Raw genomic sequence first — 19835 nt, 5'->3', positions numbered from 1 at the left:
ACCCCTTACTGCGCCGTGTACAGAATCACTGCGGCAGTCGCCAGCAGGTTCAACAGCGTCAACGGCAGACAAACTTTCCAGCCGAACGACATCATCTGGTCATAGCGCGGACGCGGTAACGCAGCACGGATCAAAATGAACATCATCATGAAGAAGCCCGTTTTGATGGCGAACCAGAAAATCGGCGGCAGCCACGGACCGTTCCATCCACCGAAGAACAACGTCACGATCAGTGAAGACACGGTAACGATACCGATGTACTCACCGACGAAGAACAGGCCGAATTTCATACCGGCGTATTCAATGTGATAACCGTCCGACAGTTCCTGTTCCGCTTCCGGCTGGTCAAACGGGTGGCGGTGACACACCGCTACGCCGCCGATGCAGAAGGTCAGGAAGCCGAAGAACTGCGGAATCACGTTCCACATGTGTTCCTGGCTGTTGACGATATCCAGCATGTTGAACGAGCCAGCCTGCGCCACGACGCCCATCAGCGACAGGCCGAGGAACACTTCGTAGCTCAGGGTCTGGGCCGAGGCGCGCATGGCACCCAGCAGCGAGTATTTGTTGTTACTCGACCAGCCCGCGAACAGCACGGCATACACCGCCAGACCCGCCATCATCAGGAAGAACAGCAGACCGATATTCAGGTCCGCGCCCATCCAGGTGGAGGTGACCGGCACGATAGCCATCGCCAGCAGCAGCGAGGTAAAAGCAATCATCGGCGCAAGGGTGAAGATCACCCGGTCGGTAAACGGCGGTATCCAGTCCTCTTTGAAGAACATTTTGATCATATCCGCCACCAGCTGCAGCGATCCGCCCCAGCCGACGCGGTTAGGACCGTAGCGGTTCTGGAACAGGCCGAGAATTCGGCGTTCGCCAAAGCTCATCAGCGCGCCGCAGGCCACGACCACCATCAGGATGACCAGTGCTTTGCCGACGGCAATCAAAATGTCGATAACTTCCGGTGTCAACCAGCTCATTGTGCCGCCTCCTGCAGATTGTCGATTTCAGCGCCCGACAGGAACGGAGGGATACCCGGTAAGCCCAGCGGCAGACCGACCTGCCCTGCCTGCAGGTGGCTTGAGAAGCGCACCGGCAGGCGCAGGGTTTCACCCTGGCAGTTGAACTGAACGGCGCTGTTGGCGTTAACGCCGAGTTTCGCCGCATCGTTCGGGTTAACCATCACATAAACTTCCGGCATACGTTTCTGCATAACCGGTGAGCGCTGGGTCATTTCTTCACTGCCAAACAGGTGGAAGTACGGCGCGACACGCCAGCGGTTTTCACTGCCCACAAACGCGGCAGGGATTTTCTCAAACCATCCCAGCTGCGACGGGCCCGCTTCGAACAGACGCACGCCCGGATCGCCGTTACGCAGGTTGCCGCCCACTTCGGCCTGGAATTTGTTCCACGCCTGCGGTGAGTTCCAGCCTGGAGCCCAGGCAAATGGGATCTGCGAACGTGCCGCACCCGGCTGGTTGTTACCTTCCATCGAGAAGGCAAACATCGTGTCTTTATCCTGCGGCTGACGCGGTTCATGCACGCTGATATTGGCACGCATCGCAGTACGTCCACTGGAGCGAATCGGTGAACGCGACAGTTTCTGTCCGCGAATACGGAAGCTGGCATCCGGTGCCGCATCTTTGATCGCCGCCAGCTGCGGCAGCGCAACCACACAGGAATCAATGACGTGATCCAGCTGGGTCCAGTCCGGCTCGCGGCTGTTAATGGTGCTTTGCAGCGCGTGCAGCCAGCGCCAACTTTCCAGCATCTCAACTTTGTTGTCGTAATAAGCCGGGTCATAAACCTGGAAGAAGCGCTGGGCGCGACCTTCCTGGTTCACCACCGTACCGTCACTTTCCGCGAAGCTGGCGGTGGAGAGAACCAGACCGGCTTTTTCAGTGGTGGCGGTACGCTGGTGATCGATAACAATCACGTTTGGCGTATTTTTCAGTGCCGCATCCACACGAGCTTTCGGCAGCTGACGATAGAGATCGTTTTCCAGCACGATAACCGCATCCGCAGAACCGCTTTCCAGCTCCTGCAGTGCCGCATCCAGCGAGTGGCCGCCGATCATGCCAAGGCCAATGCTGTTACTGGCGGTCGCCAGCAGGGTAATACCGACATCCTGGCCGCGGCCTTTCAGCGCTTTTGCCACGTTGGCAGCAGCCTGAATCACCGCTTCGCTGCCGGAGTTGGTACCGGAAACGATGAGCGGTTTCTTCGCACCGGCCAGCGCCTGCACGATCACGTCGATTTTGCCGTTCAGTGACTTATCCAGGTCGCTGACTGCCGGTGCGCTGGCATCCAGCTCGTGGGCAATCGCGAAGCCGAGACGCGCCTGGTCTTCAACCGGGGCACGGTAGCTCCACGCGGCAATATCGTCCAGACGGGTCTGGTCGACGTTAGTCACAAACAGTGGATGTTTAGCGTTCTGACCGATATTGAGGATCGCGGCGATCTGCCAGTCGGCCACTTTCTGCGCCGCTGCCATCTCACGGGATTTACCCTTCACCGCCTGACGGACGGCAAGCGCAACGCGCGCACCGGTCTGGGTCAGATCTTCCCCAAGCACCAGCACCGCATCGTAGCTTTCAATATCGTGCAGGGACGGTGTATGGATACCGCCGTCGCGCAGGATCTCCAGCATCAGATCCAGACGGGCCTGCTCTCCTGCCGGGATGCCGGTAGAGAAGTTTTCAGCACCGACCAGCTCGCGCAGTGCAAAGTTGCTTTCTACGCTGGCTCGCGGGGAACCAATGCCGATCACTTTGGAGGCCTGACGCAGCACGTCTGCCGCCCCCTGCATTGCCTGCTCGGCGTTCAGGACGATCCAGTCATCGCCACGGCGCTGCATAGGCTGGCGCGGACGATCTTTCAGATTAACGTAGCCATAGCCGAAGCGGCCACGGTCGCAAAGGAAGTAGCTGTTAACGGTGCCGTTATAGCGGTTTTCGATACGGCGCAGTTCGCCATAGCGCTCGCCCGGGCTGGTGTTACAGCCGATGCTGCACTGCTGGCAGATGCTTGGCGCATACTGCATATCCCACTTACGGTTGTAGCGCTCGGAGTGGGTTTTATCGGTGAACACGCCGGTCGGGCAGATTTCAACCAGGTTGCCGGAGAATTCACTTTCCAGCACGCCGTCTTCCGGGCGACCGAAGTAGACGTTGTCGTGGGCACCGTATACACCCAGATCTTTACCATCTGCATAATCTTTGTAGTAACGCACGCAGCGATAGCAGGCGATACAGCGGTTCATTTCATGAGAAATGAACGGACCGAGATCCTGATTGCGGTGGGTACGCTTGGTAAAACGGTAGCGGCGGAAGCTGTGGCCGGTCATGACCGTCATATCCTGAAGGTGGCAGTTACCCCCCTCTTCACATACCGGACAGTCGTGCGGGTGGTTGGTCATCAGCCACTCCACCACGCTTTCGCGGAACTCTTTTGCTTCGCCGTCGTCAATAGAGATGAAAGTACCGTCGGAGGCTGGCGTCATGCAGGACATTACCAGACGACCACGGGTATCTTCGGCATTTTGGAACTGCTTCACCGCACACTGGCGGCAGGCACCGACGCTACCGAGCGCAGGGTGCCAGCAGAAATAAGGAATATCTAAGCCGAGGGACAAACAGGCCTGCAACAGGTTGTTTGCACCATCAACATCATATTCTTTACCGTCTACATGAATTGTAGCCATAGTGAACATGCTTCCGTAAGGCCCGATAAAAAACGGGCGTTAAACTTTGCTTACCAGCGAGCCTTTAACAGGTTCGGCTGGATGCCGCTAATCGCGTGCGCGTTGCTGTATACCTGAGGTGCCATCCCCGCTTCGAACTCTTCGCGGAAATATTTGATGGCACTTTGCAGTGGCTCTACTGCACCAGGCGCATGCGCACAGAAGGTTTTACCCGGGCCAAGCTGACGACAGAGCTGCAGCAGGGTTTCGATATCCCCCGGCTGTCCCTGTTTACGTTCCAGCGCGCGCAGAATTTTCACACTCCACGGCAGGCCATCGCGGCACGGCGTACACCAGCCGCAGGATTCACGGGCAAAAAACTCTTCCAGATTGCGTACCAGCGACACCATATTGATTTCATGGTCGACGGCCATGGCCAGCGCGGTACCCAGACGACTACCGGCTTTACCAATGCTGGCAAATTCCATCGGCAGGTCGAGGTGCTGATCGGTCAGGAAGTCTGTCCCTGCCCCACCCGGCTGCCACGCCTTAAACTTCAGGCCGTCACGCATGCCACCGGCATATTCTTCCAGGATCTCACGCGCAGTCGTACCAAACGGCAGCTCCCACACGCCCGGATTCTTAACGCGGCCGGAGAAGCCCATCATCTTGGTACCGGCATCTTCACTGGTGGAGATGTTTTTGTACCAGTCAACGCCGTTAGCAATAATCGCCGGGACGTTTGAGATGGTTTCCACGTTGTTGACGCAGGTCGGCTTGCCCCATGCACCGGCTGAAGCAGGGAACGGCGGCTTGGAGCGCGGGTTGGCGCGGCGGCCTTCCAGTGAGTTGATCAGCGCCGTTTCTTCACCGCAGATGTAGCGGCCCGCACCGGTATGAACGATCAGTTCGAAGTCAAAACCGGTACCGAGGATGTTTTTGCCCAGCAGGCCCGCTTCGGTGGCTTCGGCAATCGCACGGCGCAGGTTCGCCGCCGCCTCAATGTATTCACCGCGCAGGAAGATGTAGCCACGGTAGGCTTTCAGCGCAAAAGCACCGATCAGCATGCCTTCCACCAGCTGGTGCGGCATCTGCTCCATCAGCAGGCGATCTTTATAGGTGCCCGGCTCCATTTCATCGGCGTTACACAGCAGGTAACGGATGTTCATGGATTCATCTTTCGGCATCAGGCTCCACTTCAAACCGGTGGAGAAGCCCGCACCGCCGCGGCCTTTCAGACCGGAGTCTTTTACCTGGCCTACGATCTCTTCCGGCGACATGGACTTCAGCGCTTTTTCAGCACCGGCATAGCCATTCTTACTGCGGTATTCATCGAAGAATACCGGCTGCTTATCGTCACGCATACGCCACGTCAGCGGATGCGTTTCGGCAGTACGAATAATCGTTTTCATTGATACTGCTCCAGTAAGTTGGCGAGGCCTTCCGGCGTCAGATGAACGTGGGTATCTTCATCCACCATCATCACCGGTCCCTTGTCGCAGTTGCCAAGACAGCAGGTTGGCAGCAGCGTAAAGCGCCCGTCAGCGGTCGTCTGGCCCGGCTTGATATTGAGCTTGTTTTCCAGCTCGGCCTGAATGCCCTGGAAGCCGGTGATGTGGCACACCACGCTGTCGCAGTAGCGGATCACATGGCGGCCTACCGGCGTGCGGTAGATCTGGCTGTAAAACGTTGCCACACCTTCCACATCGCTGGCTGGAATACCCAGCACGTCGGCAATCGCATGGATTGCACCGTCCGGCACCCAGCCGCGCTGTTTCTGAACGATTTTCAGCGCTTCAATTGACGCTGCGCGGGCATCTTCATAGTGGTGCTTTTCATGCTCGATGGCATCGCGCTCTGCCGCACTCAGCATGAAAGCCCCGGATTCATCGATCGTTTCGATCGCAATTCTTTGATCGTGCATAATTAGCGGTCCACGTCTGACATAACAAAATCGATACTACCGAGGTATACGATCAGGTCGGATACCAGGCTGCCGTTGATCACCGAAGGGATCTGCTGCAGGTGCGGGAAGCTCGGCGTGCGCACGCGTGTGCGGTAGCTCATCGTGCTGCCATCACTGGTCAGGTAGTAACTGTTAATCCCCTTCGTCGCTTCAATCATCTGGAAGGATTCGTTGGCAGGCATAATTGGCCCCCAGGAAACCTGCAGGAAGTGCGTGATCAGGGTTTCGATATGCTGCAGCGTGCGCTCTTTAGGCGGTGGCGTCGTCAGCGGATGGTCGGCTTTAAATGGACCGGCAGGCATGTTTTTCAGGCACTGTTCCAGGATACGCATACTCTGGCGCATCTCTTCCATTTTGAGCATCACGCGGGTGTAAGCACAGCTCACTCCCCCACCAATTGGCACTTCGAAATCAAAGTTTTCGTAGCCGGAGTAAGGGCGCCATTTACGCACGTCAAAGTCCAGACCGGTTCCGCGCAGACCGGCACCGGTGGTGCCCCAGGTCAGTGCTTCTTCCATGTTGTAGGCAGAAACACCCTTAGCACGGGCAATCAGAACACTATTTTTCAGCGCGGTCTGTTCGTAGGCTTTCAGACGTTTTGGCAGCCAGTCAAGGAACTCACGCAGCAGGCGTTCCCAGCCGTTCGGCAGGTCATGCGCCACGCCGCCGATGCGGAACCAGGCCGGATGCATACGGAAGCCGGTGATCGCTTCCACCACGTCATAAATTTTCTGGCGGTCGGTAAAGGCAAAGAACACCGGAGACATAGCGCCGACGTCCTGAATAAAAGTAGAGATGTACAGCAGGTGGCTGTTAATACGGAACAGTTCTGACAGCATGACGCGAATCACTTCCACGCGCTCTGGCACTTTTATTCCGGCCAGTTTTTCTACTGCCAGTACGTACGGCATTTCGTTGACGCAGCCGCCAAGGTACTCGATGCGGTCGGTGTAAGGGATGTAGCTGTGCCATGACTGACGCTCGCCCATCTTCTCAGCACCGCGATGGTGGTAGCCGATATCCGGCACGCAGTCGACGATCTCTTCGCCGTCCAGCTGCAGGATGATGCGGAACGCACCGTGCGCAGACGGGTGGTTAGGACCCAGGTTGAGGAACATATAGTCCTCATTATTGGTCCCACGCTTCATGCCCCAGTCTTCCGGCTTGAAGGTCATGTTTTCCATTTCCAGATCTTCTTTTTGCTTGGTCAGCTCAAAGGGATCGAATTCGGTCGCACGTGCCGGATAGTCTTTACGCAGCGGGTGCCCTTCCCAGCTCTGCGGCATCATAATGCGCGTCAGGTGCGGGTGGCCCACGATATTAATCCCGAACATCTCCCAGGTTTCACGCTCATACCAGTTGGCATTGGCAAAAATTTTGGTGATGGTCGGCACATTCAGATCGTTTTCAGACAACGCCACCTTGAGCATAATGTCGCGATTACGTTCAATGGAGATGAAGTGATAGAAAACGGAAAAATCCGCCGCCGGTAAACCGGCACGGTGGGTACGCAGACGCTCATCCATACCATGCAGGTCATACAGCATGACATAGGGTTTAGGCAGCTTGCGCAGGTACTCAATTACTTCTAACAACTGCTCACGTTTCACCCAGACAACCGGTATCCCGGTACGGGTTGGTTGTACGGTAAAGGCATCTGGCCCAAAACGGTTACGCAGCTCGCCGATCACCGGGTCATCCAGGTGGTCGCGGGTTTGCCATGAAGGCTGTGCGAGATCTTGCGTGGTTAAGTCTGTCATAAGTTGTTCACCATTCTGGCCTGTCCGACAGGCACTCAGTGTTGGCGTAAGGCGGGTCGGCGCACGTTGCTTTGTAGTCTTGTTGTGCTGTTGCTGACCTCATCCATAAACTGCCTGGCTTAAATCTCGTCAGGGCTGCGCAGGTTTGTTACCGCGATACGCTCAGCGTGTTTACGCTCGCGCTCGGATTGCATATTGGCGCGATACACACCCTGATCGCCGACCACCCACGACAGCGGACGGCGCTCTTTACCAATCGATTCCTGCAGCAGCAACAGCGCCTGCATATAGGCTTCAGGGCGCGGCGGGCAGCCTGGAATATACACATCGACCGGCAGGAACTTATCAACGCCCTGAACCACGGAATAGATGTCGTACATGCCACCTGAGTTGGCACAGGCTCCCATGCAAATCACCCACTTAGGTTCCAGCATTTGGTCGTACAGGCGCTGAATAACGGGTGCCATTTTGGTAAAGCAGGTTCCTGCAACCACCATGAAGTCGGCCTGGCGAGGCGAAGCACGAATAACTTCCGAGCCAAAACGCGCCACGTCGTGTACCGAAGTAAACGACGTGGTCATTTCGACATAACAACAGGAAAGACCGAAGTTAAACGGCCAGAGGGAGTTCTTGCGTCCCCAGTTCACCAGGTCATGCATGGCGTGTTCTAACTTGCCCATGTAGACGTTTTGATGAACGTGCTTTTCCAGGGGATCGGAGACGATCTCCTGTTTTTGCAGGGGGTAACGGTCATTCTCACCGTTCGGGTCTATGCGGGTGAGCGTATAGTCCATGTCTATTTGCCTCGCTGTTACTGCGTATTACGGTTGGAGTGCGAGATGGTGGTTGGCTTCACGTCAAAGCGACGGCGGGCAGGAGCCCAGTCCAGCGCGCCGATGCGAACCAGATAAACCAGACCAGCAAGCAATACCAAGATGAAAATGGCGGCTTCCACAAAACCGACCCATCCGCTTTCGCGAATCGCTGTCGACCATGCGTAGAGATAGAGGGCTTCAACGTCGAAGATAACGAAGAACATTGCTACCAGATAGAATTTGGCAGACAGGCGCAGTTTTGCGCTACCGACGGAAGGAGCTCCTGACTCAAAAGGCGTGTTTTTGTACCTTCCCCGGCCTTTTCCGCCCAGGAACCACGCTCCGGCCAACATCAGGCAACACAGACCGACTGAAACGATCAGAAAAACAGCGAATGCCCAGTGATGGGCGACGACTTCTGTGGTTGTTGACATACTCTTGCTTACTCACCAAAAGTGGTGTTTCGCGTCCTGCTCTAATCTCTGGCAGTTAACACACCACAACGATTCAAGGGAAAAATAAAAAACCTTATAAATTTTACTGCCTCTTTTGATTAGGCAGCTATTTTATGGGGTTTTTTACTCCTTTCAATAACCTTTTGTCAACTTTGACAAAAGTATCCGCATGCTAATTTACAGATGCAACATTATTTTAACAATTAATGCTCATAAAATAAGCTAAATCGTGTCAGTGGTAGGACCTGATAAAAATGTAGCAGCTAAAACCATGTTCGGATCGCGTATTTAACAATCTCTATTTTGGCAGGAATAATCATATTTTCCTGCCCCTTAATAGGGTTATTTTTTTGATCGAGGACACACTTCTGTGTTTTATGGCCAAATTTTGGTCAGCAAGGATTGTGCAAAATCAATTCATCGCACGAATGATACTGGCGTCTCCAGCTAATGGAGTGAGCGGTTGAAAGGCGTTATGGACAAGGGCAGCAGGAACACTTTTTTCTGATGAAGAAAGCGCATTTAGATGACGTTAAAATGACAAAAAAAAGCCTTTCAGGTTAAAAATACACTGAAAGGCTGTTATTCATAAATTTAATGCAATTTAGCTATGGGAATGATAAACATCAACGTTTAATCTGACAGATTACTCATCCTCATCCAGCAGTGCGGTACCATCAGGATTTGCGTTGACCAGAGCATAAGGATCGTTGCTGGACTCCATGGCATTGAAGATCGCCAGCGCCAGCTCGTTGTCGCTATCCGGGTTGCGACACAGCAGATATTCGGTATCCGGCAGAACCGGCAAGCCTTCCGCAGCCCCCATAACACGCAGCTCCGGGCTCATCATTTCTACCGGGCGAGCGGTCACGCCAAGACCGGCTTTCACCGCAGCACGAACCGCAGCCAGCGTAGAAGCAACATAGGAGATACGCCATGGAATACCGGCTTCGTTAAGGTGATCAATCGCCATATCACGATAAGGGCTTGGTTCATCCAGCAGGACCAGAGGAATAGCCTCTCCGCGCTGGAAGATGTAATCCGCAGCGCAGTACCACAGCGTTGGCGACGTACGCAGTACCTGCCAGGCAAAGTTCATCGGGCTGGAGGTCGTCACAACCAGATCAACCTCGCCCTGATTCAGCATTTCCATCATAAACGGGTTACGTTTCACGCGTACGTCGATGGCCAGCTTCGGATAAACCGACGTCACACGGTTTAACAGGAACGGTAAAATGGTATCGGATGTGTCGTCAGATGCGCCGATAGTCAGGACGCCCTGAACATTGCTGTACATAAGAGACGTGCAGGCTTCATCATTAAAGCGCAGGATTTTACGCGCATAGCCCAACAGCTGAATACCATGTTCAGTCAGCAACTTGTTACGTCCATGCCTGGCAAAGAGTTCTTTGCCAACCAGTTGTTCCAGACGCTGCATCTGCTGGCTAACTGCTGACTGGGTTCTGCACACAGCAGCAGCAGCAGCGGCAAAAGTATTCAGATCGGCTACGGCTACAAAAGTTCTCAGCAGATCGAGGTCGAGATTAAGTATCGGACGATTTGCACTAGTCATGTTTTTCTTCACTTTATAAGTTTTTTACGAACAGCTACCCTGGTGTTATTACTTTCTTATCAAAAAGATAAGTCGATAATCAATGCATAATTCCATCAGCCGGAACCGGAACTCCCGGCTGAAGTATGACGTAAACTCTCACTGTAAGACCCTGTACACCACTCCGTTCGGCTCAGGCAGTGCGTAACGCGAGCGGTAAAAAGGTGTCCGACTCTGATTAATCACGATTGCACACTGTACTAACCCATAAGCGGTAATCAGATACCGGGTTCGCGCTGACTCCGACAAACTTTAGGTATAAATGCGCGCGTTTTTGGATCTAACAGTGCAGATTCAAACTGGAAAGTCTGTGGCAATCTTTAAGCGTCAATGCCGGAGGAATATTAAGCATTCCTTACCCTTTCAGGGTATAAAAACCATTTTTTTATTACCAGAAGACCTCTGCAAACCAGCGTAAAGTCTCCTGAAAGTTATCCTGACATACTGTCGCCTACTTTTTAAGCCTAAATGCGATTATTCTTATCTCTAAAGTAAGATTTTATCAGCGACAGCACTCCAATGAGACTTGCATATACTAAAATCAAACTTCGCTATAAGAATCGGACTCATTCAATCGTTTGAAGGGGACAGCGCCTCAGTAATCGATTGCGCTCGGTGCGACAGGCGCAATCGATTAAAAACCACTCAAATGATAATTTTATTTTGACTGTTTCATCAATCATCAATCCACTTTTCGTTAATGAATTGTGCAATATCTCCCAACAATATTCTTTCGAAAGGAGAATTTACATTCAGTATTGCAAGAACCATCCCAGCTTTAAGTAGTGATTACATTCAGTTTTACAGTATTTAATACTACAAACGGTACAACCTCCGCGCTGTCGTGTGAGCCGCATGAAAAAAGCGCGATTAACGCGCCAAACCCCGTGGCTACCCTTCAAAAGCATTAAGGAGAGGAGTACATTGTGTAACGTTTAGTTTTCCACGGCAGGAAAACCCTCCTGCAAGTCAAGGTGACCGAGATGACCCAAATTGATAAATCCAGCAAACTGGATAATGTGTGTTATGACATTCGCGGCCCGGTGTTGAAAGAAGCCAAACGCCTCGAAGAAGAAGGTAATAAAGTCCTCAAGCTCAACATCGGTAACCCTGCCCCTTTCGGCTTTGAAGCCCCGGACGAAATTCTGGTCGATGTGATCCGTAATCTGCCCAGCGCACAGGGCTACTGCGATTCCAAAGGCCTGTATTCCGCACGCAAAGCCATCATGCAGCATTATCAGGCTTTGGGCGTTCGTGATACGACCGTTGAAGATATCTACATTGGTAACGGCGTATCAGAACTGATCGTTCAGTCAATGCAGGCGCTGTTGAATAGCGGTGACGAAATGCTGGTTCCGGCCCCGGATTACCCGCTGTGGACCGCTGCCGTGTCCCTGTCCAGCGGTAAGGCCGTGCATTACCTTTGTGACGAATCCGCAGGCTGGTTCCCGGACCTTGACGATATTCGCAGCAAAATCACCCCGCGCACCCGCGGCATTGTGATCATCAACCCGAACAACCCGACGGGTGCGGTATACAGCAAAGAACTCCTGCTGGAAGTGGTTGAGATCGCCCGCCAGCACAACCTGATTATTTTTGCTGACGAAATCTACGACAAAATTCTTTACGATGCCGCCCGTCATCACTCGATCGCCGCGCTGGCACCGGACCTGCTGACCATTACCTTTAACGGCCTGTCAAAAACCTACCGCGTTGCCGGTTTCCGTCAGGGCTGGATGGTGCTGAACGGGCCGAAAAAACACGCAAAAGGCTATATTGAAGGCCTGGAAATGCTGGCGTCGATGCGCCTGTGCGCCAACGTTCCGGCGCAGCACGCCATTCAGACCGCGCTGGGCGGCTATCAGAGCATCAGCGAGTTTATTCAGCCGGGTGGCCGTCTGTATGAACAGCGTAATCGGGCCTGGGAGCTGATCAACGACATTCCCGGCGTCAGCTGCGTGAAGCCGGAAGGCGCGCTGTATATGTTCCCGAAAATCGACGCGAAAAAATTCAATATCCACGATGATCAGAAGATGGTTCTCGATTTCCTGCTGCAGGAAAAAGTCCTGCTGGTGCAGGGCAGCGCCTTCAACTGGCCGTGGCCAGACCATGTGCGCATCGTTACCCTGCCGCGCGTAGACGACCTCGAAATGGCCATCACCAAGTTTGGCCGCTTCCTGGGCGGTTACCACCAGTAAGTCACTTCTCTTCAGATATCAGCCCCGGATAGCGGCAGCGTGGCTATCCGGGCAAACGGAAAGACCTGATGAATCAAAGCCACTTTTTTGCCCACCTCTCCCGTCTGAAACTGATTAACCGCTGGCCGTTAATGCGTAACGTACGCACTGAAAACGTGTCGGAACACAGTCTGCAGGTGGCGATGGTTGCCCATGCGCTGGCGGTGATTAAAAACAAGAAATTTAACGGTAATCTCGACCCCGGCCGTATCGCCCTGATGGCGATGTATCACGACGCCAGCGAAGTGCTGACTGGCGATCTGCCCACGCCGGTGAAGTACTACAACGCGCAGATTGCCCATGAATACAAAAAAATTGAGAAGATCGCACAGAAGAAGCTGATTGAAATGCTGCCGGAAGAATTGCGCTCAGCCTGGGCTCCGCTGATTGACGAGCACCAGCACAGCGAAGCGGAAACGGCGATTGTTAAACAGGCGGATGCGCTTTGCGCCTATCTGAAATGCCTGGAAGAGCTGTCGGCGGGCAATAACGAATTCCTGCTGGCGAAAGCCCGCCTGGAGAAAACCCTCTCCCAACGCCACAGCCCGGAAATGGACTATTTTGTTGAGGTGTTTATCCCCAGCTTTAGCCTGTCGCTGGATGAAATCAGCCAGGAGTCGCTGTAACGAGTGAAGCAGCGCCCAACGGGGCCGGGGCTACCTCAGCCCCGTTTAGGGAAAAACGCTACCGGCGCAGTCAGGGTTTTCTGCGCGCCGGGCGGCGGTGCGGGCACCGGAGAGGCGCGTTTAACCAGCGACAGCACCTCACGATCCAGCTCGGCGACGCCCGAACTTCTCGCCAGCGAAGCGCTCAACACATTACCGTCATCATCAATGGTGAATCGCACCAGTACGGTGCCGGTATCGCCGCGCTCCTGTGCCGCTTCCGGATAGCGCTTGCGCTTCTCCAGGTGTGCCATCACTCGCCCTGCCCAGCTTGCCTCCTGCGGGGTGGAGACCGAACTACTGGCGTTGGTTTTCTGCGCGGCGGTGCGCTCGGCCTGCTGCGTTTGCACCTGAGCCTGAACCGCCTGCTTTGCTGAAACCTGCTGCTGATGCTGCGCCTGCTGCTGCTGCTGTTTTTTCTGTTTTTCCTGCTGCGCTTTGCCCTTCTGGTCTTTTTTTGTTTTCGCGCCCTGGGCGGCTCGTAGGGCGATATCCGGTTTTTCCGCCTCGGGAACCGCTTTCTCCGGCTCTTTTTCCGGCTGCTTCACGGGATCGACGGCAGGCGCAGCGGCGGCATCGCTCTGTGTCTCTTCTTTCACTTTCTCTTCGCTGGCCTGTGAATTCTGGCTTTCCGGTGAGATGTCGTTCCGTTCGGTCAGCACCGCCTGGGCGGCATCCGCCATCTCGATCATAATCGCCGCAGGCGGGGTATTATCGGCGGCGGTAATCGGCGGCATCCACATCAGCCACACAGCAGCACCAATATGCAGGCCTAACGCCAGCAGGCTGCCCGTCAGCCAGCTCGTTGTACCGGCGCGCTGCGCATCATCAAACGTCACTGGCGTTGCCATGTCTAACCAACCTCATTACATAAATCCCTACGGCATCCCCGGGAATTCGGGTCTCTGGTTAATAAAACGAATACGGAGGATAAATTTTCTGTTAAATCGGCAGTTTTTTTACGTCGGGGTGAAATTGGCAAGTAATCAGTACGGGCAGGAAAGGACAATGGCGGATTCAGGGCGAGGCGGATGCCTCGCCCTGGATTATCAGAACTTCAGCGTGACGCTTCCGGGCAGCGTTCGGCCGGGGCCTGGCCCCCTTTGCGATTCCTTCACTGTGTTCATCCGCGTCCCTACAGCCGAACTGGGGCTTTCTTACTGCGTTATGAATTACAGATTCCCATGGCGGACAGGCCACACGTTTGATGTTGAATTCTGGTATCGACTTTTAAGAAAACACGATCGGACTTTGAAGCAATTAAAACTTAACTTAACAACCAGCGAGCATTATGTGGGAGAGAGGCCAGCAGCAAAGAATCAGAACGGAAACAGCCGTGGAATCAACAGCACGCTAACCACCATCACAATCAGCGTAAACGGCACCCCAACCTTCACAAAATCAAAGAACCGATATCCGCCCGGCGCACACACCAGCGTATTCACCGGCGAAGACACCGGCGTCATAAACGCCGCCGATGCCGCTACGGCCACCGCCATAGTAAACGGATAAGGCGATACGCCCATCTGATGCGCGGCCGCCACACCAATCGGCGCCATCAGCACCGCCGTAGCGGTATTGGAAATAAACAGCCCGATGGTGGCGCAGAGTACAAACAGACAGACCAGCATCACCTGCGGACTGTGCCCACCCGCCAGCTGCATCAACCCGTCAACGATTAGCGCCACGCCACCGGTCTTTTGCAGCGCCAGCGCAAAAGGCATCATCCCGACAATCAGAATCAGCCCCGGCCAGTGAATCGACCGCCACGCGCTTTCCGCGTCAATACAGCGGAACTTGCCCATCAGCAGGCAGGCAATGATCGCGGCAATCGGATTCGGAATCTCCTCGGTCAGCATCATCGCCACCATTAACGCCAGGCAGAACAGCGCATGCGGAGCCTGACTGCTGGCCGGTGCGACCTCATCCACCTCGGCAGGCAGGTTCAGCACCATAAAATCGCGCTGGGTCTGCTGCTGAATCTGGGCAATCTTTTTCCAGTCGCCCATCACCAGCAGAATATCGCCCAGCGCCAGCGGCTCATCCGTAAAGGCGTTTTCCAGCACTTCGCTGCCGCGCCGCATCCCCACTACGCTGATGCCGTAACGCGAACGAAAAGCGATTTCCCTCAGACTTTTGCCCTGTAGCGGTGAGTCGGCAAGCAGTGATACTTCGGCCATGCCAACGTCGCGGGCGCGATCGGAAAAGTATTCACCGCGCAGCACCATGGGTTCCAGCTGCTGACTGGTGCAAAACTCGCGCAGATCGATCTCAGCGGCAGACATATCAATCAGCAGCACGTCGCCGCTGCGAAACTCGGTGGTGCCGGTTACCGGCACCATTACCCGACGGAATTTACGCCAGCGCTCCAGTCCCACCACGCTGGCACCGAAGCGCTCTCGCAGCTGTAAATCGTCCAGTCGATGACCAATCAGCGGAGAATCCGGGCGAATAGCCAGACGACGGGCACGGCCGCTTAACCGGTATTGATGGATCAGTTCGCGGAAGGTACGCCGCGCCTGCCCCGGGCGGTCGGCGGCGGTCGGCGTCACCAGCCAGAAACGCGCCAGCAGCATATAACCAATGCCCAACAGCAGCACCACCAGCCCAATCGGCGTAACGGCGAAAAAGCCGAAACCGTTCAGCCCTTCGCGCACCAGCTCACTGTTAACCACCAGGTTGGGCGGCGTGGCGACCAGCGTCATCATCCCGCTGATCAATCCGGCGAAGCTTAACGGCATCATCAGGCGACCGGGGGAGCTGTTGATTTTGACGGCGACGCTCAACACCACCGGAATAAAAATCGCGACCACACCGGTCGAGCTCATTACCGCCCCCAGCCCGGCGACGGTGAGCATCAGCAGCACCACCACGCGGCTCTCACTGTTGCCAGCCACTTTAATCAGCCACTCGCCCAGCTGCAGCGCCACGCCGGTGCGCACCAACCCTTCACCGACCACAAACAGCGCGGCGATCAGGATCACGTTAGGATCGCTAAAGCCGAGTGTCGCCTCCTGCAGCGTCAGCGTGCCGCTCAGCACAAAGGCAATAATGACCAGCAGCGCAACGACTTCCATACGCAGCTTGCCGGTAATAAAAAGCATCACCACAAAAGCCAGCAGGCAAAGTACCCAGAGCAGTTGATTGTTCACGGCAGATTCCCGTCAGGCGGCTACAGTTGCCAACAGCATGACATAAAAAAACCCCGCAATAGCGGGGTTAAATCAAGGGATTAGTGCTTACGATGGACATTCACCGTCCCGTCAGGGTCGCGGTGTACGATCAGCTCTTCCAGCGAGGTCAGCGCCATATCCACTTCACTGAGGCGCGGTGCATCGGCAGGCGCGTTAACCGCCACCACGTGGCAACCTGCCGCCAGACCGGAAAGAATACCCGCAGCGGCATCTTCCACCACCACGCACTCTTCCGGCTCCAGGCCCAACAGATGCGCACCCAGCAGATAGGCATCCGGCTCCGGCTTTCCGCGTTCCACGCGCTCAGCGGTGACAAATGCATGCGGTTCCGGCAGCCCGGTTGCGCCATGGCGGGCGCTGGCCACCGGCACAGAACCGGAGGTCACGATCGCCCAGGGGATCTCCAGCTCATCCAGCGTTGCCAGCAGGGATAATGCCCCCGGCAAAGCCACAATGCCGTCCGTGTCCTCAGCTTCCAGGCGCTCAAGGGCCAGAAACTCCTGCTGAACCTCTTCAGCCGAGGCACCTTGCATAAAGTGACGCAGTGAGGTGATGGCCTGCTTGCCGTGGATAAAAGCCAGGATCTCTTCGGTATCAATCCCCCGACGACGCCCCCAGTTACTCCAGGCCCGCTCCACAACCGTCAGGGAATCTACCAGCGTGCCATCCAGATCGAACAGAAAACCTTTACACTTCACTGCGACGTCCTCATCAGGCGTTAATAATTTGTGCGATTTCGTTCGCACTCAAATGATACTGTCGCGGACAATTGTGCCATACAGCAAGCATTCGTTGATACTTTTCCCACATCGGAACCTGCGCATCAAACCGGTGACTGCCGGCAGGAAAATGCGTATAGCGCCCTTCACGCTCGACCATAAAGCGCGTGTAGCCAAGGTATCGCCCTTCGCTGTTGCCGTCGAAGCCGAGAAATTGCAGCCTGCGCGGATCGATATCCTGCGCATCTTTCAGATTACTCCAGGATATATGCAGCGCGTGGTGCATCTCCATCATTGCCAGCAGCGTACGGCATTCAGCTTCGGGTAGCTGACTGAGTTCGCTATCCAGCTCGCGCATCTGCAAACCATAACCGCGCTTGATGATGGTCTGGCAGCGCTGATAGTGTTCAGCGTTTTCGGCATCAAGCATGGCCATAATCTGGTACTGATTGGAAAGAATTAAACGTTGGGCTGGGGTCATGTCCATCGGGGGCTCCCTGGTTGCGGAAATTAAGTTGTGGATAAGGATCTCACAGCCGCGTGGGGAGCTTCTTTGATGCAAAACGGGTTTCCAGATGAAAACCCGCTCAGGAAAAACGTAACGTGTTAATCGATGAACAATCGCGACAGATCAGAGATCGTCGAGGAAAGTTTTATCCAGCTGCTTGAACGCGCGCTTCAGCACATCGGCCAGCGACTGATAGGTCGGCTTGCCTTCCACCGGAGCAATCGCCTGCCCCGCCGCCTGTAACTTTTCACGCACATCATGGAACCAGGTTAATAATGTCGGCGGCAGCGGCGTGATGGAACGTTTACCCAGCCACCACAGTCCCTGCATCGGCAGGCTACAGGCAAATAGCGCAGTAGCAACCGCGGGACCAAGCTGGCCGCCCAACGCGATTTGCCAGGTCAGAGTGAACACCGCCAGCGGCGGCATAAATGCAATTGCAAAACGCGTGGCGCGCGTAACCCTGTTTTCAGGAAACACCGGCGCAAGACGCTTATCGACAGGCCAGGTTTTCATATAATGCTGCCCATTTTGGAACAGCTTGAACCAACCTACGGAGCCGGATTCATTCGCCATAGCGGACCTCAACTTCAGAGATAAAAATTAAAAAAAAATCGCAATACACCAACTTTACATGACATTATTCAAAATATTTTGTCTTTGTGGGCCACTCTGGTTATCCTGAGCGCGTTTTCGACCCTGGACAGCGGGTAACTGCGGTCAAAAACTGGTCGGGCCATGAAAGATCGAACAGGATTTAAAAAAATCCCGTAAAATATCCAAAATTTTTTACTGCCGATAGCTGTAAAGTTCTCGTCAGTATGACATGTGTCATTAATGTACCAGCTTTCATGCGCTACGCTGATAGTCTGTTTGACTTTTATTTCGCCACTTTTGATAAATAGGACCTTCCATGTCGAGTAAGTTAGTACTGGTTCTGAACTGCGGTAGTTCTTCCCTTAAGTTTGCCATCATCGATCCGGCAAACGGTGACGAATTCCTGTCAGGTTTAGCTGAATGCTTCCACCTGCCGGAAGCCCGTATCAAATGGAAACTGGACGGCGCTAAACAGGAAGCGGCTCTGGGTGCCGGCGCGGCGCACAGTGAAGCACTAAACTTCATGGTTAAAACTATTCTGGCACAAAAACCAGAACTTTCAGCACAAATCGCAGCAATCGGCCACCGTATTGTTCACGGCGGCGAGAAACTGACCCAATCCGTGCTGATTGACGATTCTGTTATCCAGGGCATTAAAGACGCTTCTGATTTTGCACCGCTGCACAACCCGGCACACCTGATCGGTATTGATGAAGCGCTGAAAAACTTCCCGCATCTGGCTGATAAAAACGTAGCCGTTTTCGATACCGCTTTCCATCAGACCATGCCGGAAGAGTCTTACCTCTACGCTCTGCCGTACAAACTGTATAAAGAACACGGCGTCCGTCGCTACGGCGCACACGGCACCAGCCACTACTATGTGACTCAGGAAGCGGCAAAAGTTCTGAACAAGCCGGTTGAAGACGTTAACATTATCACCTGCCACCTCGGCAACGGCGGTTCCGTTTCAGCTATCCGCAACGGCGTTTGCGTTGACACCTCAATGGGTCTGACCCCGCTGGAAGGCCTGGTGATGGGCACCCGCAGTGGTGACATCGACCCGGCTGTGGTCTTCTTCCTGCACGACACGCTGGGCATGAACGTTGACGCCATCAACAAGCTGCTGACCAAAGAGTCTGGCCTGCTGGGCCTGACCGAAGTGACCAGCGACTGCCGCTATGTTGAAGATAACTACGAAACCAAAGCCGATGCAAAACGTGCGATGGACGTATACTGCCACCGTCTGGCCAAGTATATCGGTGCCTACGCGGCGCTGATGGATGGCCGCCTGGATGCGGTTATCTTCACCGGCGGTATCGGTGAAAACGCGGCGATGGTGCGTGAACTGTCGCTGGGCAAACTGGCGCTGCTGGGCTTCGAGGTTGACCACGAGCGTAACCTGGCTGCCCGCTTCGGCAAATCAGGCTTCATCAACAAAGAAGGCACCCGTCCGGCCATCGTGATCCCAACCAATGAAGAGTTGGTTATCGCGCAGGACGCAGCCCGCCTGACCGCTTAATTTACTAATCTCCGTCAGCTCAGGCTGACGGAGTTGTTTTCAGAGAGCAGAAGTAACGATATAGCCCTGGTTTGCGCTGCAAAAATGCCATCGGTACTGATGC

The 19835-nt window shown here is 54.6% G+C and carries 15 protein-coding genes and 1 pseudogene; 3 read left to right on the top strand and 13 right to left on the bottom strand.

Translation table 11 applies throughout. The features are described 5' to 3' along the window. Positions 1-5: 5 nt before the first annotated feature. From nuoH to lrhA, 8 genes and pseudogenes are all read right to left on the bottom strand, one after another. A complete protein-coding gene (gene nuoH / locus IBT46_RS13935; protein ID WP_105591276.1) occupies positions 6-983 on the bottom strand; it encodes an NADH-quinone oxidoreductase subunit NuoH in 978 nt (325 codons plus the stop codon). Beyond that, positions 980-3706 carry an NADH-quinone oxidoreductase subunit NuoG gene (gene nuoG, locus IBT46_RS13930; protein WP_200546164.1) on the bottom strand — a complete coding sequence of 909 codons (2727 nt, stop codon included), beginning with the start codon at positions 3704-3706 and terminating at the stop codon, positions 980-982. Before nuoG ends, nuoH begins: the two co-directional genes overlap by 4 nt. Before the next feature lie 50 nt (positions 3707-3756). Then, positions 3757-5097: an NADH-quinone oxidoreductase subunit NuoF gene (gene nuoF, locus IBT46_RS13925; protein WP_123335196.1), complete on the bottom strand. Its 1341-nt coding sequence runs from the start codon at positions 5095-5097 to the stop codon at positions 3757-3759. Then, a complete protein-coding gene (gene nuoE, locus IBT46_RS13920; RefSeq protein WP_105591273.1) occupies positions 5094-5609 on the bottom strand; it encodes an NADH-quinone oxidoreductase subunit NuoE in 516 nt (171 codons plus the stop codon). The genes nuoF and nuoE overlap by 4 nt, the downstream gene beginning before the upstream one ends. 2 nt (positions 5610-5611) lie before the next feature. Further along, positions 5612-7425: pseudogene (nuoC, locus tag IBT46_RS13915) on the bottom strand (NADH-quinone oxidoreductase subunit C/D). 105 nt (positions 7426-7530) lie between these two features. Then, positions 7531-8205, bottom strand: coding sequence for an NADH-quinone oxidoreductase subunit B family protein (locus tag IBT46_RS13910; protein WP_105591271.1), 675 nt, complete (start codon positions 8203-8205; stop codon positions 7531-7533). A gap of 17 nt (positions 8206-8222) precedes the next feature. Then, entirely contained in the window at positions 8223-8660 is a 438-nt protein-coding gene (locus IBT46_RS13905; protein WP_105591270.1) for an NADH-quinone oxidoreductase subunit A, read from the bottom strand. Between the two features lie 667 nt (positions 8661-9327). Further along, complete coding sequence (gene lrhA, locus IBT46_RS13900; protein ID WP_105591269.1) at positions 9328-10254, bottom strand: transcriptional regulator LrhA; 927 nt, start codon at positions 10252-10254, stop codon at positions 9328-9330. 1022 nt (positions 10255-11276) lie between these two features. On the opposite strand from lrhA, the gene IBT46_RS13895 reads away from it, so the two are divergent. Further along, positions 11277-12491: a pyridoxal phosphate-dependent aminotransferase gene (locus tag IBT46_RS13895; protein ID WP_200546162.1), complete on the top strand. Its 1215-nt coding sequence runs from the start codon at positions 11277-11279 to the stop codon at positions 12489-12491. Between the two features lie 68 nt (positions 12492-12559). Further along, entirely contained in the window at positions 12560-13156 is a 597-nt protein-coding gene (gene yfbR, locus IBT46_RS13890) for a 5'-deoxynucleotidase (protein WP_105591267.1), read from the top strand. 35 nt (positions 13157-13191) lie between these two features. Here the strand turns inward: yfbR and IBT46_RS13885 are convergent, their stop codons facing one another. From IBT46_RS13885 to yfbV, 5 genes are all read right to left on the bottom strand, one after another. After that, positions 13192-14046, bottom strand: coding sequence for an energy transducer TonB (locus IBT46_RS13885; protein WP_200546161.1), 855 nt, complete (start codon positions 14044-14046; stop codon positions 13192-13194). A gap of 468 nt (positions 14047-14514) precedes the next feature. Continuing rightward, positions 14515-16347: an SLC13 family permease gene (locus IBT46_RS13880; protein WP_200546160.1), complete on the bottom strand. Its 1833-nt coding sequence runs from the start codon at positions 16345-16347 to the stop codon at positions 14515-14517. 80 nt (positions 16348-16427) lie between these two features. Next, a complete protein-coding gene (locus tag IBT46_RS13875) occupies positions 16428-17087 on the bottom strand; it encodes a sugar phosphatase (RefSeq protein ID WP_200546159.1) in 660 nt (219 codons plus the stop codon). Between the two features lie 13 nt (positions 17088-17100). Continuing rightward, positions 17101-17595, bottom strand: a complete 495-nt coding sequence (locus tag IBT46_RS13870) for a YfbU family protein (protein WP_200546158.1) — start codon at positions 17593-17595, stop codon at positions 17101-17103. A gap of 144 nt (positions 17596-17739) precedes the next feature. Further along, entirely contained in the window at positions 17740-18192 is a 453-nt protein-coding gene (gene yfbV / locus IBT46_RS13865) for a terminus macrodomain insulation protein YfbV (RefSeq protein WP_105591260.1), read from the bottom strand. Positions 18193-18529: 337 nt separating this feature from the next. Between yfbV and ackA the strand changes: the two genes are divergently transcribed. Continuing rightward, positions 18530-19732: an acetate kinase gene (gene ackA / locus IBT46_RS13860; protein ID WP_105591259.1), complete on the top strand. Its 1203-nt coding sequence runs from the start codon at positions 18530-18532 to the stop codon at positions 19730-19732. Positions 19733-19835 lie beyond the last annotated feature (103 nt).

Origin of the sequence: Erwinia sp. S38 (genome assembly GCF_016624545.1) — a bacterium.
Classification (GTDB): domain Bacteria; phylum Pseudomonadota; class Gammaproteobacteria; order Enterobacterales; family Enterobacteriaceae; genus Erwinia; species Erwinia coffeiphila.
This window is presented reverse-complemented; position numbering and strand designations above follow the sequence as displayed.